Below are 13,121 nucleotides of genomic sequence, written 5' to 3'. Positions count from 1 at the left end.
ATCGGGCCCGGTAAGATGACGCTGCGTTTGAGTCCGGCAGCGCGGGAACCGTCCCCGCCGGCGCGGGCGACAAGCTGTTTCCATCGATCCATGCGCCCGTCTTTCGGCATTACTTCCAAGCTGTTCATTGCACTGTTCACGCTGAGCATCGTCGTGGCGCTCGCCATGGGCGCAGCGGTGCGCTGGCGTTTCGATGCCAATTTTCTCGATTACGTCAACGCGCGCGAGGCAGAGCGTCTGGCGGTGATCGCTCGTGGCGTCGAGGCGGCCTATGCCGAGCACGGCAATTGGGAATTCCTGCGCAACGATCGCCAAGCCTGGTTTCGCCTGCTGCGCCGCGAGGCCGCGCGGGCCCGAGCCAATGGTATGGGGAGCGCACGCTTCGAGCCGCCGCTTGGCCACCGCTTCGAACCGCTTCCTCCTGATCCTCGCGATGCGGGCCATGGCATGCCCCCGCCGCCTGACCTGCCGCGCGCCGGCAGTCTGCCTCCGCCCCCACCCGGCGAGCCACCGATGCCCCACTCGCCGATCTGGCTGCTGGATGCCTCACGCAACGTCATCATCGGCGACGGGCCGCCGCTGGGGCCCAAGGCGCAATGGCATGTGTTAAACCACAACGGCCAGACCGTCGGCTGGCTGGCCGTACCGCCGCGCGTGCGCGTGCCCGAAGGCGCCGACCAGGCTTTCCAGGCGCAGCAACTGCGCGCCACCTGGATCATTGCCGGGTTGTCGATGCTGCTGGCGGCACTGGCGGCCGTGCTGCTCGCCCGCGGCTTGCTGGCACCGATGCGCCGGTTGGCCGATGCCACGCGCCGCATGGCTGGCGGCGACTACGCCACGCGCGTCGATGTGCATTCGCGCGACGAACTGGGTGGGTTGGCGACGGATTTCAACCACCTGGCCGCGTCGCTGGAGGCCAACCAGAAGATGCGCCGCCAGCTTACCGCCGACATCTCGCATGAGCTGCGTACCCCGCTGGCCGTGCTGCGCGGCGAGCTGGAAGCGCTGGAAGACGGCGTGCGCCCGCTGACCGCCTCCTCACTCGCTTCACTGCAGGCCGAAGTGTCGACGCTCAACAAGCTCATCGACGATCTGTATGAACTCTCGCTGGCCGACGTAGGTGCGCTGGCCTTTCACATGGAGCCGCTGGACCTGGCCGATACCGTGTGCAGCGCCGTGCAGGGCTTTACGACGCGCCTGATGGAAAAAGGCATCACGCTGCAACTCGACCTTCCACCGGCGCCTTCGGAGGAAGCGATGGTCCATGGAGACCCGCAGCGCCTGCGCCAGGTCATGCAGAACCTGCTGGAAAACACGCTGCGCTACACCGATGCAGGCGGCATGCTGCGTGTGCATGTCCATCAGGATGGCGCGTGGCTGCAGATCGACGTGCAGGACAGCGCGCCGGGTGTGCCCGAAACGATGCTGCCGCGCATCTTTGATCGTCTCTTCCGCGCAGACCCGTCGCGCAGCCGCGCGCTGGGCGGGGCTGGGCTGGGGCTCTCCCTGTGCCAGACTATTCTTGCCGCGCATGGCGGCACCATCGAGGCCAGGCCTTCGCCGCTGGGCGGCCTCTGGATCGCCATCCGCCTGCCCACTCTTGATCCGCCTATCGCCCATGATTGACCATGATCCTGATCATTGAAGACGAACCGAAGCTGGCTGCCCTGACGATCGACTATCTGCGCGCCGCCCACTACGAGACCGAGTGGCTGGCTGATGGGTCGAACGCCGTGCAGCGCATCCGCGAGACCGCGCCCGAGCTGGTGGTGCTCGATCTGATGCTGCCCGGCAAGGACGGCCTGGAGATCTGCCGCGAAGTGCGCGCCTTCAGCGAGGTCCCCATTGTCATCGTGACCGCGCGGGTGGAGGAGATCGACCGCCTGCTCGGCCTGGAACTGGGCGCCGACGATTACATCTGCAAGCCGTTCAGCCCGCGCGAGCTGGTGGCGCGCATCAAGACCATCCTGCGCCGCGTGCATCGCGGCGGCGGCGTGACCGAGAGCGCGCTGGTGATCGACAGCCCGGCGTACTCCGCCAGCCTGCGCGGCCATCGCCTGGACCTCACGCCGGTGGAGTTCCGCCTGCTGGCGGCGCTGGCGTCGGCACCCGGCCGCATCCTCTCGCGCGCAAACCTGCTTGAACAGATTTACGACGACCATCGCATCGTCACCGATCGCACGGTCGACACACACGTCAAGAATCTGCGCCGCAAGATGGAGCAGCTGAGCCCGGGTACCGACATGATCCATTCCGTCTACGGGGTGGGCTACCGGCTCGATGCTTGAAAGCCGATTTGCGATCTTGGCCCTGCGATGTTCGCCGTACAGGTGTGCGACTGTGCTTCTCAAGCCAACCTCGGGCCGCACGCTTCGGATCGTGAGTCCGCTTTAAGCAGGTCGGCAGGAGTTCAAGAAAACTCCTTCGTTTGCCCACTCTTGGTGCAATTTCAGTGGCTACAGTGAGCGTATGGCTGGCGTGTCCGGCCAACGATCTCATCAGGAGCCTCATCATGACTGCCGTAACTTCTCGCCGCCTGGCCGCCGCCGCTGCCGGGCTACTTCTGTCGTGCGCCGCGCTTGCCCAGACCGCTGCACCTGGCGCCGAGCCCATGTCGCCCGTGCCGCGTGATCCTGGAATGCTGGGGCCCGGCATGATGGGCCGCGGGCCTGGTCCGATGGGGCCGCACGGTATGGGCCGTCATCATGGCGGTGCGTTTTTCCTGCATGGCCTGAAACTGACCGAAGAGCAGCGCGACAAGATCTTCGCCGTCGAATATGCGCAGATGCCCGAGGCGCGCGAGCAGCACAAGGCTATTGAGCATGCCCGTCGCGATCTGCGTGAGATGGTGGCGTCGGGGCGCTACGATGAAGCGCGAGCGAAGACGCTGACCGAAGCGCTCGGCCGTGCCGTCGCGCGCGCGGCGCAACTGCGTGCGCAGGCCGGCGCGAAGATCATGCAGGTGCTCACGCCCGAGCAGCGCAAGCAGATCAGCGAGCGCGAAGCCCAGCACGTGGCCGAGCTGGAAAACGGCGAAGGTGCGCCGGAGCCGGTGCCGATGTAATGGATCGGCTGGGGGCTGCAACTAGCGGTAGACCACCACCGGGATGTTGGCGTAAGTCAGCACCTTGCGCGTTTCATTGCCGATCAGCAATCGGCCCATCAGACTGCGGTGCCCGTGCGATGCCATGAAGATGACGTCGCACGCGTGCCGCTTTGCTGCATCCAGGATGCCGAGGTAGGGCTCGGGAAACTGCGACACATCGCTGTCGAACTGGACGCCTTCTTCCTTTGCGCGCGCTGCGATGCGATCGATGCAATGCTTGGCATGACCCTGCACCTGCTCCATGTAGTGCGCATGCGGACACTCGCCGACGCCGGCCGAATAGGCCATGTTGGGGAACTCTTCGATGCAGGTATAGGCCGTGAGCCGGCAGCCCGTGGCGCGCGCGAGCTTGAGTGCGCCTTCTATGGACTTGCAGCATTGCTCAGAGCCATCGGTCGGCAGGAGGATATGGGTAAACATGGCGCTCTCCATGGGGAACCCATCTCCAAGCTACTGCACTGCACAGAGTGCCTCTATCGTGGAAAACGATAGGACGGGTGCGCTTTTTCAGCCAATGCGGAAATACGATCGTTCGTTTCTTGACATGGCAGGAAGCGCCGCTAGGCGCGTTGGCAGGACTGCCGGTAGCGTGATGGCGACGCATCCAGTTGCACGGCAAAGCGCCGGCTGAAGTGACTTGGGCTGGCGAAGCCGCAGCGCTCAGCAATCGTTGCCAGCGGCAGAGTCGTGGTGCGCAGCAACTCTTGCGCACGGGCCAGGCGCCGCTGCATCACCCATTCATGCGGCGCCACGCCGAACGAGGTGCGAAACATCCGCGCGAAGTGGAATTCCGACAGGTTTGCCTCCGCGGCCAACTGGCCGAGCGATAGTGGCAGGTGCAGCTCGGCCTCGATACGCGCGGCAATACGGCGGCATACGTGCGGTGCCAGCCCGCCGCGCACGGCCAGCGCACGCGTGCGGCCCTGCGTCTGCACCAGGTATGACAGCGTGTCGTTGGCCAGCGCATTGGCTCGCATGCGGTCATCCAGGTCCGTCCAGTCGAGTTGGGCGATGCGCGCGCACGATTGCGCGAGGAGTGCGTCCTCGATGAAGGTGCGGTCGTGCAGGGTGAACAGGCGCGGCTCGGCATCGAGCAGGCGCACCGCATGCCCCGCCAGCGCGTCAGGCGCGAAGTACAGGTGGACGAAGCGCATCGGTTGCTCGATCACCCAGGCCGATTCGTGCTCGGCCGGCAGCATGCACACGCGCCCCGGTGCGCCGAACAGGTTTGGCAGATCCTGCCGGTGCGTGGTGTAGCCGCCTTGCAGATAGACCGACAGCGTGTGGTGGCCCGGTTGGGTGTAGCGCGCCTCGTCGTGTTCGTTGCGCCAGATGGCGGCGGTTACGCCGTCGCCCAGGTTGGCGACGCGCTCCAGCGATGCGCGCGAACCGCGCGCGAGCGTGCCGAACACGCTGGCGTCAGCGGTCACGCATGGGTCGGGCGAGGAGGGGCTGGGAGCGGGGCGCACGCGACGATGTTACCAACGATGGCGCCGCCATGCGCGTGTGCGAGCGCAGCGTGCGGCTAACCCGTGCAGAGGTGGCGTGCTACCGCGCCGGCCAGGCCCACGCCGTCCACGCGACGCCAGCCCGCATCGTTGCCGGATTCCGTCTCGCTGACGGTGATGGCACCCTGGTACAGCTTGGCGCGCGAGATGGTGAACTGCCGGCTGCCGCAGTCGATGGTGTAGAGGAAGTCGGCCATATCGCCACGGAAGGCGCCGAACATGCGCTGCAACGAACGCGTGCCCGCGCGGTTGGTTGCTTCGACGCGCACCCACGCGCTGACGGGGCCGCTGGGCATGCGGTGCACGCTGCCGACATCGAGCGCAGCGCGGCTGTCCGGTTGCGGGGGCAGGGCGATCCAATGCTCGGCGCAAGCAACCTGGATGGTCAGACTGGCCAGGCCGGCCAGCACGGCGGCACGAACGAGGCGCGCGGTTGTCATCATCGGGTCTTGCTGTTGCCCGGCACTGGGATGGCGACCGCGTCGGAATGGCTGCAGGCCATGGTTACGCCAGCCTTGTCGACGTCGACCAGTACGGCACCGGGCTTGTCGGTGTTGCTGGGCGTTCCGGCCAGACTGCCCGACAAGCGCTGCATGATGGCTTGGCAGGTGGGGGCCTTGATCTTCTTGGCCGGAGGCGCCGGTGTGGGGGCTGCGTGGTCGGCGGCAGTCACCGCGCTGGCGGTTTTCGTGGCGGGCGGCGTAGCGGCATGCACGTGCGGCAGCGCGACCAGCGCGGTCAGGGCAGTCACGGCGACGAGTAGCCATTTGGCGTGCCGCGAGAATGGCTGGTGAAAGGGGCGGCGGGGGGAGAACGACGGCATGGCGGTCAAGGCACGGGTATCCAGATGCGCCTGCGAACAATGCAATAGACAGGCAGGGTCCTTCGACAATAACGGCACATCATCGAGAAACTTGACGCGACAATCTGCCTCATGAGTCGTCTGGAGGTCACCTGTGCGTGATTCGCCCTGCGCAAAATGTTTCATATGATCGACATAATCGGCAATGCCGGAACATTCGTACCGGCGTTCCGATCAACCAATATGTTGGGGAGATTTCTCGATGTCATTGGCATCGAGAAGGACGAGGCTGCTCGAAGGTCCGGATGCCCAGGCGGGACAAGCAGCAGAGGGGTTCGTGAAGTGCCAAAAAATGGGTGTCGAAAAATAAAGGATGGATAACCCTGCCTTTTCCGCCCTTTGTTTTTTTAGGCGTAACACTATTATTCAGAGCACGGAAGCAATGTCGTGGCAGCGATCGCCACATGGCTTCATGGGTCGGTTCTCCTCTCTGGAACAGATCGACACGGTCCAGAGATTTCAACCCGCGCCTCGTCAACTGAGCGCGGGTTTTTCTTTGCGGTCACATCGACGTGAGGGGCGTCGCCATGTCAGGATCAGGGGCATCGCGACGTGACTCTTCAGTTTTTCGTGAGCACGCCGTTTTGGATAGGGTCGAGACGGGGGTTCTCTGCCTTCCGTGTCTCCGTTTTCTGTTGTCGTCGCTGACCTAGCAATCCAGCAATCGTATCCCGATGACCTGTTCCATTCCGGCAGATGCCGGAGCTTCTCCTGTTGACGCCGCGCCGGTCGCTGAGGCCGTGTCACGTCCGGTGATGGGCGCGGCCGGCAGCGAAGGGGCTGTCGGGGATACCGCCGACGTTCAGGCCAAGGATGCAGACTTCGATGCGCTGGCGCGGCTTTCGTCCGATGCCGTCTTGCTGACGGTGGAGGGGCGGGTCGTACGTGCCAACGCGGTCGCAGCCCGCCTGATGGGCGCTCAGACGCCGACGCAGTTGGCGGGTGTGCAACTCGCCAGCCTGATTCACTCGGATGATCTTGTTCAGGCCCTGCCGCGCCTGGCGCGCATGGTGCACGGCGGTTTGCACGCCCAGCCCGCGCGGCCCATCGAGCATCGCCTGGTGCGGGCGGACCACACCCACGTGCTGGTCGAGAGCGTTGCCGCCGCGTGCGAGCACGAAGGCCAGCCCGCGATGATGGTGGTGCTGCGCGAAGCCGGCTCGCGCCATGCGCTCGAACGCAATGCGGTGCAGGCCCGTGCCGAGGCCTTGCAAGCGCGTCGTCTGCTTGCCTCGGAGAACGCCGTGCTTGCGCAACTCGCTTCCAATGCGGCGCTGTCGACCGTGCTGCGCCACTTGTGCCTCTATGTCGAACAGGTCTATCCGAATGCCATGGCGGCCGTGTTGCTGCTGGATGCGGACAGCCCGGCCGACAGCCAGACCCTGCGAGTGGCCGCCGCCCCCACGCTGCCCGCCACCTACGCCGCCACGCTGGAGAACACCCCGGTCAGCCCCAGCGCCGGTGCGTGCGGCTGCGCCGTGTACCTGGGCGACGCAGTGTTCGTTGGCGACATCGCGACCGATCCGCGCTGGCAGCACGAACGTACCGCTGCGCTGGCCACGGGCTTTGCCGCGGCGTGGGCGCTGCCCATCCGCTCCTCGCGCGGCGACAAGCTGGGCGCGCTCGCGTTGTTCTATCGCCAACCCCGCATGCCGACCGAAGAAGACCAGCATTTCCTGGACGACGTCACCCACCTGGCCGGCGTTGCCATCCAGAAAGACGCCATCGAGCGCGGCTTGGCCGAGAGCGAAGAGCGCTACCGTCTGGCCATCTCGCACCTGAACGAAGGGGTATTGATCCAGTCGCTGGACGGTGTGGTGCTGGCCGCCAACGCCAGCGCCGAGCGCATTCTGCGCGTGCGCCCCGGCCAACTCGTTGGCCGCAACCGGCTGGACCCGCTGCAGCGTGTGGTCGACGAAGACGGCAAGGAGATTGCGCACGATGTGCTGCCTTCGCAGATCGTGAAGCGCAGCGGCGAGCCGATCCTGGGCAGGGTCTACGGCCTCCTGCTCAAGACCGGCGAGTTGATCTGGATTCGCGAGAACATCATCCCGATACGCCGCCATGGCGACCCGGCGGTCAGCACGGTGATGCTGTCGTTTGCCGACATCACCGACATCAAGCGTGCAGAGCAGCGCCTGCGCCATCTGGCCTCGCACGATGCGCTCACCGGCCTGAACAACCGCAGCTTCTTCATCGCCCATCTGGAAGGCGCCATCGAGCGCGCGCGTGACGAAAGCCGCGAGCTGGCGCTGTTCTTCCTGGACCTGGACCGCTTCAAGAGCGTGAACGACACCGCCGGCCACGCCTGCGGCGACACGCTGCTGCAAAGCGCCGCCGCGCGCCTGACCGACTGCATTGGCCCTGGCGACGTGATCGCCCGCCTGGGCGGCGACGAGTTCGTCATCCTCGTCGAGCAGCGCGTCGAGGGCAAACGCATCGCCTTGCTGGGCGAACGCCTGCTGCAGGCGATGCGCGAGCCGTTCGACACCGTCAACGGGCGCTATTACCTGGGGGTGTCGGTCGGGGTGGCACTGTATCCGCACGACGGCCTGAGCGGCTCCGACCTGCTGCGCTCGGCCGATGCCGCCATGTACCGCGCCAAGCAGAACGGCCGCAACCGCGCGCAGTTCTACACCGCCGAGCTCAACGCCCGCCTGCAGCGCCGCTACCTGCTGGAGAACGCGCTGCGCGACGCGCGCGACAACAACGAGCTGCAACTCGTCTACCAGCCCAAGTACGATCTCGCCAGCCACCGCATCGTCGGTGCCGAGGCGCTGCTGCGTTGGAACAGTGCCAAGCTGGGGGCGATCTCGCCGGTGGAGTTCATTCCGGTGGCCGAGGAGACCGGGCTGATCGTGCCGATCGGCGAATGGGTGCTGCGTCGCGCGTGCGAGCAGGCCGTGACTTGGTACGAGGCGCTCGGCTACGACTTCCGCATGGCGGTCAACCTGTCGGCGCGGCAGTTCCAGGCCGGCGACGTGGTGCCAATGATCGAGCAGACGCTGGCCGAGACCGGCCTGCCGCCCACCGCGCTGGAAGTGGAAATCACCGAAAGCTTGCTGATGGGCGGCGCCGACGAGGTTCGCCCGATGTTCGACGCCCTCACCGCACAAGGCATCCGCATCTCCATCGATGATTTCGGCACGGGGTATTCGTCGCTGTCGTACTTGCAGCGCTTTCCGATCAGCAACGTCAAGATCGACCGCTCGTTCATCACGGGCATTCCGGGCGACCCGGATTCGGTGGCGCTTACCGAGGCCATCGTCGCCATGGCACGGGCCCTGGGCATGACCGTGACCGCCGAAGGCGTGGAAGACGCCGATCAGGTGGAATTTCTCGCCAAGGCCGGCTGCCAGGAGATCCAGGGTTACTACATCGGCAAGCCGGTGACGGCCGAAGGTTTCGATCGGCTGCTGCGTGCGCACCTGTCGGTGGTGGATGCCGGGGTGAGGGCGGCACTCGGCTGATCGGTCCGGCCTGCCACTGCGGCTGACCATTCGCGGCGGGCATTCTGCCGTTCGTCGCAATTCGCTCCCGCGTGCGGGAACCGGCACCTAAGCTGGCGGCATTCCAATAGGGAGACCGCCATGCTCGAATCCTTCGCCTCCATCGTGTCGCATACGCCCGTCTGGGTGTTCGTGGTGTTTGCCGGCTTGATCGGAATCGGCCTGCGCCAGATGCAGCCGCGCGTGGTATCGCGCCGCCGCTTGATCGTGCTGCCGCTGCTGATTGCGGCGTACTCGCTCTACGGCGTGGCGATGGCGAGCCACGGCAGCGCGCTCGCCCTGGCAGTGTGGCTGGCGGCTGTCTGCGCGGCGTTTTTGCTCACGCGGCTGCTGCCGCCCGCCGGTGCCGTTGCCGAGTCGGCAGCCACCGTGCGCGTGGCCGGGAGCTGGATGCCGATGGTGGTGATCCTCGGTCTGTTCTGCGCCCGCTACGCCTACAACGTGATGCTGGCAATCCATCCGGAAGTCATGCATTCCAGCGGCTTCATGACGCTGTTCAGCGCGCTGTTCGGCTTCCTGGGCGGGTTGCTGCTCTCGCGCTCGGTCCTGCTGCATGCGCGCACGCCACAGCTGATGACCGCCTGATAGCGCACACGCGCCGATCGGTTCCGGATTGGCACGCGGTTGATCGGAGTTAACATCCGCATGTTGCAATCTCCATCCAATATGAGACGACATGCTGGAACTCGACGGCACCATCTGGCTGCGCGCCGGTGAAGACAACTGGGGTGGCCGCGGCCGCATTGAACTGCTGGCCGCCATCGGGCAGAAGGGCTCCATCACGGCGGGTGCCAAGGCCGTGGGCCTGTCCTACAAGGCCGCCTGGGACGCCATCGACACCATGAACAACCTGGCCGGCGAGCCGCTGGTGGTGCGCACCACGGGCGGCAAGGGCGGTGGCGGCAGCGTGCTCACGCCGCGCGCCCAGCGGTTGATCGACAGCTTCCGCGTGCTGGAAGCGGAGCACCGCCGCTTTGTCGATCGCCTGGATGCCGCAGCGCAGACGGCCAGCGAAGACGTTGGCCTCCTGCGCCGCCTGATGCTGCGCACCAGCGCGCGCAACACGCTGTTCGGTACCGTCGAAGCCGTGGCAACCGGCGCCGTCAATGATGCGGTGACGCTGCGTCTGCCCGGCGGTCAGGCCGTGGTGGCCACCATCACACAGGAAAGCACGCAAGCGCTGGGGTTGGCGCCTGGCGTGCAGGCCGTTGCGCTCATCAAGGCGCCGGCCGTGATGCTGCAGCGCGGCGCGGGCGGGGCGGCCGGTTGGCGCCTCTCGGCCGAGAACCAGTTGCCATGTGTGGTGACGGAGATTCGCGAAGGTGCGGTGCAGGCCGAGGTGCGCCTGCGCTTGCAGGATGCAGGCGCGACACCCGCAGGAGAAACCGTCCTGGTGGCGATGCTCTCACGCACGGCAGTCCAGACGCTGGCCCTGGCCGAGGGCGTGGACGCCGTGGCTGTGTTCGAGGCATCCAGCGTGATCCTGGGCCTGGCCTAGCCGAAGACTGATGGCCGCAGCCAAGACCCTGCTGATCGTTTATCACTCGATGACGGGTGGCACGCGCCAGATGGCCGAAGCCGCGCAAGCCGGCGCGGCGGCAGAGGGCAGTGTGACGGTACGTCTGCTCCAGGCGGCGCAGGCAGGGCCCGACGACGTGCTGGCGGCAGACGGCTACCTCTTCGGCACCGCGGAAATCCTGGCCGCCATGAGCGGGCAGCTCAAGGATTTCTTCGACCGCAGCTACTACCCCGTGCTCGATCGTGTCAACGGTCACCCCTATGCGTGCCTGATCTGTGCCGGCAGCGATGGGCAAAATGCGGCGCGACAGATCGAGCGCATCGCCACCGGCTGGCGACTCAAGCCCATGGCCGAGCCGCTCATCGTCTGCACCCATGCGCAGACGCCGGAGGCCATTCTGGCCCCGAAACGGATCGATGCGGAAGCTCTGGAACGCTGCCGGGCGCTGGGCGAGGCCATGGCGGCGGGGCTGGCATTGGGGGTGTTCTAGCCGTTGGACACCACCGTCAGGTGCGGATAAGGCACCACGGTGGCGCTGCCTGGCGCCCGCACCGCATCGGCCACGATACGGCCGTCGCGCAGCTCGAATACGTGGTCGCCGAAGATATCCACATCCGCCGGATCGTGCGTGATCATCAGCATGGGTACATCCAGCCGCTGCTGCAGCGCTGCGAGGTCCGAGCGCATGCGCGTGCGCAGTGCCGGGTCCAGCGCGGCGAAGGGCTCGTCGAGCAGCAGCATCGACGGCTCGGCGATCAGCGCACGGGCCAGGGCCACGCGCTGGCGCTGCCCGCCGGAGACCTGCGACGGGTAGTTTGCGGCCACTGGGCCCAGCTCGAAGGCGTCGATCCAATGTTGCACGCGCGGGTCATACGTACGGCGCGACGGGTTGAGCCAACCGCGCTTGAGCCCGAAGGCGATGTTCTGCGCGACCGTCAGGTGGTGGAACAGGGCGTAGTCCTGGAAGAGATAACCGACGCGACGCTCCCGCGCGCTGAGGTTGACCCCTTCTAACTGGTCGAACAGCGTGCGGCCGCCCAGTACGATGCGGCCACGGTCGGGCGTCAACAGGCCGGCGATGGCCCGCAGCGTGAGGCTCTTGCCGGCGCCGGACGGGCCGTACAGCACCACGCGGCGGCTGTCGGAGCGCACGGCAACGTCCAGCGAGAACACGCGCGCGGCGCTCGTCAGCGTTTTCTGCACGGCAAGATCGATCATGACGAGGCTCATGCCGGTTGCTCCTGCAGGCTGGGCGCACGCCCTTGCAGCAGGCGACTGGCCACCACCAGCACCACGATGCAGGTGAGCGAGGTGATCAGCACCAGCGTGTTGGCGGTGGCGTCGTCTCCGGCCTGCACGGCTTCGTAGATGGCGACGGAGAGCGTTTGCGTGCGGCCGGGCAGGTTGCCCGCAATCATAAGCGTCGCGCCAAATTCGCCCAGCGCACGCGCAAACGCCAGCAGCACCCCGGCGGCGATGCCGCGTGCCGCCAGCGGCAGCGTCACGCGGAAGAACACGGCGGCCTCGGGCAGGCCCAGCACGCGCGCGGCGTTCTCCTGTTGATGATCAACGCCCTCGAAGGCCGCGCGGGCCGATTTCATGACCAGCGGAAACGCCACCACCGTTGAGGCGATCACGGCGCCCTGCCAGGTAAAGACGAGCTGGATACCAAGGCTGTCGAGCCATGCGCCGATCGGGCCGCGCCGGCCCAGCAGCACCAGCAAGTAATAGCCCAGCACCGTGGGTGGCAGCACCAGCGGCAGGGTCAGCAGCGAGTCGATCAGGTCGCGCAGGCGGCTGCGGGTGCGTGCCAACGCGTAGGCCGCAGCCACACCCAGGACGAGGTTGAGGACGGTCGCCCAACCGGCCACTTTCAATGACAGCAGCAGGGGCGTCCAGATGGAATCGGTCATGCGTTGCGAAATCGCTATGGGCCGCAGGAGGATCCCGTTGGTCGCCAGCGACGAATCAAGTGTGTTATGCGCAATATAGAGTTGACTATAACGGGCGGTCAATCCTTGAGCATTGATGTCCGGCATATGATCCTGCCACGGCGCCGGCTGGCCGGCCGAGCGGGTTTCCCAACATGACCGGAGGACGACAATGGCCGCCGCACATCGCTCGGATGGTTTGCAGGCAGTACGTTTTCCCCGCGCTGAAGACTTGGCGCCCCTACTGGACAGGCGCGCCACACTCAAGGGCGCGCAGCCCGGCATTTCCACCCCGCGAGCGCTTCCGTCCAGATTGACCTGGATGCGCGGCCCGCCCCGGGAGGGCGTGGCACCGTTGCCCGGGGCACGCCGACGCACTCTTTGAACGCGTTGCTCCGGACCACGCAGCCAATGGCGACCGCTCTTTCGTGCCGCTGCCGCCGGGCACGGAGATCATCCCGGTCGAAGAACATGCGCTGGTGTTCGAGTCCGCGCCGGCACAACCCGGCCGCCTGCACCTTGCCACGGAGCTGCTGGCCGCCCGTGGCGTGCCCGAACGCGCGCGCATCGTATCGGGGCTGCTGGGGCTGATGGGCTTTTCGTCGCTCACCTATGCTCTGACCGAGCGGCATGAAGGCGGGCCGCCGGCTGCTGCCATGCTGCAGAACTAGGTAGCACCGCGTTTC

Annotated in this window: 14 protein-coding genes; 8 read left to right on the top strand and 6 right to left on the bottom strand. The window is 66.4% G+C overall.

The features are described from left to right. Nucleotides 1–90 precede the first annotated feature (90 nt). From B4F51_RS06190 to B4F51_RS06180, 3 genes are all read left to right on the top strand, one after another. Nucleotides 91–1,626, top strand: a complete 1,536-nt coding sequence (locus B4F51_RS06190) for an ATP-binding protein (protein WP_414706692.1) — start codon at nt 91–93, stop codon at nt 1,624–1,626. 2 nt (nt 1,627–1,628) lie between these two features. After that, nucleotides 1,629–2,288: a response regulator gene (locus tag B4F51_RS06185; RefSeq protein WP_296224356.1), complete on the top strand. Its 660-nt coding sequence runs from the start codon at nt 1,629–1,631 to the stop codon at nt 2,286–2,288. 224 nt (nt 2,289–2,512) lie between these two features. Next, nucleotides 2,513–3,064 (top strand): Spy/CpxP family protein refolding chaperone, encoded by a 552-nt coding sequence (locus tag B4F51_RS06180; RefSeq protein WP_296224208.1) that lies wholly within the window; start codon nt 2,513–2,515, stop codon nt 3,062–3,064. A gap of 21 nt (nt 3,065–3,085) precedes the next feature. Here B4F51_RS06180 and B4F51_RS06175 read toward each other — a convergent pair whose 3' ends face one another. The 4 genes from B4F51_RS06175 to B4F51_RS06160 all read right to left on the bottom strand — a co-directional run bounded on the left by B4F51_RS06175 (nt 3,086) and on the right by B4F51_RS06160 (nt 5,437). Next, nucleotides 3,086–3,526 carry a universal stress protein gene (locus B4F51_RS06175; RefSeq protein ID WP_296224207.1) on the bottom strand — a complete coding sequence of 147 codons (441 nt, stop codon included), beginning with the start codon at nt 3,524–3,526 and terminating at the stop codon, nt 3,086–3,088. Nucleotides 3,527–3,666: 140 nt separating this feature from the next. Beyond that, complete coding sequence (locus B4F51_RS06170) at nt 3,667–4,536, bottom strand: AraC family transcriptional regulator (RefSeq protein ID WP_414706691.1); 870 nt, start codon at nt 4,534–4,536, stop codon at nt 3,667–3,669. 95 nt (nt 4,537–4,631) lie between these two features. Next, entirely contained in the window at nt 4,632–5,054 is a 423-nt protein-coding gene (locus B4F51_RS06165; RefSeq protein ID WP_296224355.1) for a hypothetical protein, read from the bottom strand. Further along, entirely contained in the window at nt 5,054–5,437 is a 384-nt protein-coding gene (locus tag B4F51_RS06160; RefSeq protein WP_296224354.1) for a glycoprotein, read from the bottom strand. The genes B4F51_RS06165 and B4F51_RS06160 overlap by 1 nt, the downstream gene beginning before the upstream one ends. Nucleotides 5,438–6,150: 713 nt before the next feature. On the opposite strand from B4F51_RS06160, the gene B4F51_RS06155 reads away from it, so the two are divergent. From B4F51_RS06155 to B4F51_RS06140, 4 genes are all read left to right on the top strand, one after another. Then, nucleotides 6,151–8,946: a sensor domain-containing protein gene (locus tag B4F51_RS06155; RefSeq protein WP_296224205.1), complete on the top strand. Its 2,796-nt coding sequence runs from the start codon at nt 6,151–6,153 to the stop codon at nt 8,944–8,946. Between the two features lie 120 nt (nt 8,947–9,066). After that, nucleotides 9,067–9,570, top strand: coding sequence for a DUF6622 family protein (locus B4F51_RS06150; protein ID WP_296224204.1), 504 nt, complete (start codon nt 9,067–9,069; stop codon nt 9,568–9,570). Nucleotides 9,571–9,661: 91 nt separating this feature from the next. Then, complete coding sequence (locus B4F51_RS06145) at nt 9,662–10,483, top strand: TOBE domain-containing protein (protein WP_296224203.1); 822 nt, start codon at nt 9,662–9,664, stop codon at nt 10,481–10,483. A gap of 10 nt (nt 10,484–10,493) precedes the next feature. After that, the gene (locus B4F51_RS06140) at nt 10,494–10,994 is read left to right on the top strand and encodes a flavodoxin family protein (protein ID WP_296224202.1); all 501 of its coding nucleotides are present in this window, start codon (nt 10,494–10,496) and stop codon (nt 10,992–10,994) included. Here the strand turns inward: B4F51_RS06140 and B4F51_RS06135 are convergent. Both B4F51_RS06135 and modB read right to left on the bottom strand, forming a co-directional pair. After that, entirely contained in the window at nt 10,991–11,734 is a 744-nt protein-coding gene (locus B4F51_RS06135) for a sulfate/molybdate ABC transporter ATP-binding protein (protein WP_296224201.1), read from the bottom strand. The genes B4F51_RS06140 and B4F51_RS06135 overlap by 4 nt on opposite strands. Continuing rightward, nucleotides 11,731–12,417: a molybdate ABC transporter permease subunit gene (modB, locus tag B4F51_RS06130; protein WP_296224200.1), complete on the bottom strand. Its 687-nt coding sequence runs from the start codon at nt 12,415–12,417 to the stop codon at nt 11,731–11,733. The genes B4F51_RS06135 and modB overlap by 4 nt, the downstream gene beginning before the upstream one ends. A 446-nt stretch (nt 12,418–12,863) precedes the next feature. On the opposite strand from modB, the gene B4F51_RS06125 reads away from it, so the two are divergent. Continuing rightward, complete coding sequence (locus B4F51_RS06125) at nt 12,864–13,106, top strand: hypothetical protein (RefSeq protein WP_296224199.1); 243 nt, start codon at nt 12,864–12,866, stop codon at nt 13,104–13,106. Nucleotides 13,107–13,121: the final 15 nt, after the last annotated feature.

It is taken from the genome of Ralstonia sp. UBA689 (assembly GCF_002298975.1).
Lineage (GTDB): Bacteria > Pseudomonadota > Gammaproteobacteria > Burkholderiales > Burkholderiaceae > Ralstonia.
This window is presented reverse-complemented; position numbering and strand designations above follow the sequence as displayed.